Here is a 559-nt window from a genome sequence, read left to right as displayed (position 1 = left end):
TTTCGAACACGTGGCTACGAGCCGATCGTTCTCCGGTGTCACGCTGGGCTTGATCTCTGTCTGCGGAAGGAGCCGAGATGGAGCGACGACTCGGTCTGTGACATCTGTCGCCACTACGGCGAGGCGATGCTCGACGCGTTCGGACTGACACCGTACCCGCTGGACGCCGTGATCGAGGGTCGCTCGGTCCCGTCCGTCGACGACTTCGACGATCCGACCAGTGTCCGGTACGAAGGTGTCGATGTCTCGCAGTTCGCCGTTACGACTCTGCGGAAGTTCCATCGCCAGTTCCACGTCGACCCCACCGGCAGCGACGAGCCGTTTTACCGACGTTTCCTGCAAAGTGGTCTCGACCTGGCGGCCGCGACGGCCACTGTCATCGAGGAGTTCGACATCGAGGTGACACTCGGCAACGACGACAAATACGTCTACGGAGGGATTCCACTCGCGGTGGCGGCCACACGGGACGTGCCCGCCTACAGTCACTGCCTCGGCTACCGGGACCAGACGATGCTGATCTCGAACGTCGAGCATCGCTCGTCGTTTCCCCAGTACGAGC

Annotated in this window: 1 protein-coding gene; it reads left to right on the top strand. The window is 62.4% G+C overall.

Translation table 11 applies throughout. From position 1 onward, the window contains the following. Nucleotides 1–126 precede the first annotated feature (126 nt). The coding region (locus ABD841_RS40640) for a hypothetical protein (RefSeq protein WP_344982424.1) at nt 127–559 on the top strand (433 nt) is incomplete at its 3' end.

This window comes from Streptosporangium fragile, assembly GCF_039534445.1.
GTDB lineage: Bacteria > Actinomycetota > Actinomycetes > Streptosporangiales > Streptosporangiaceae > Streptosporangium > Streptosporangium fragile.
Note: the sequence above shows the minus strand (reverse complement) of the source record. Positions and strands in the feature narration are given on the sequence as shown.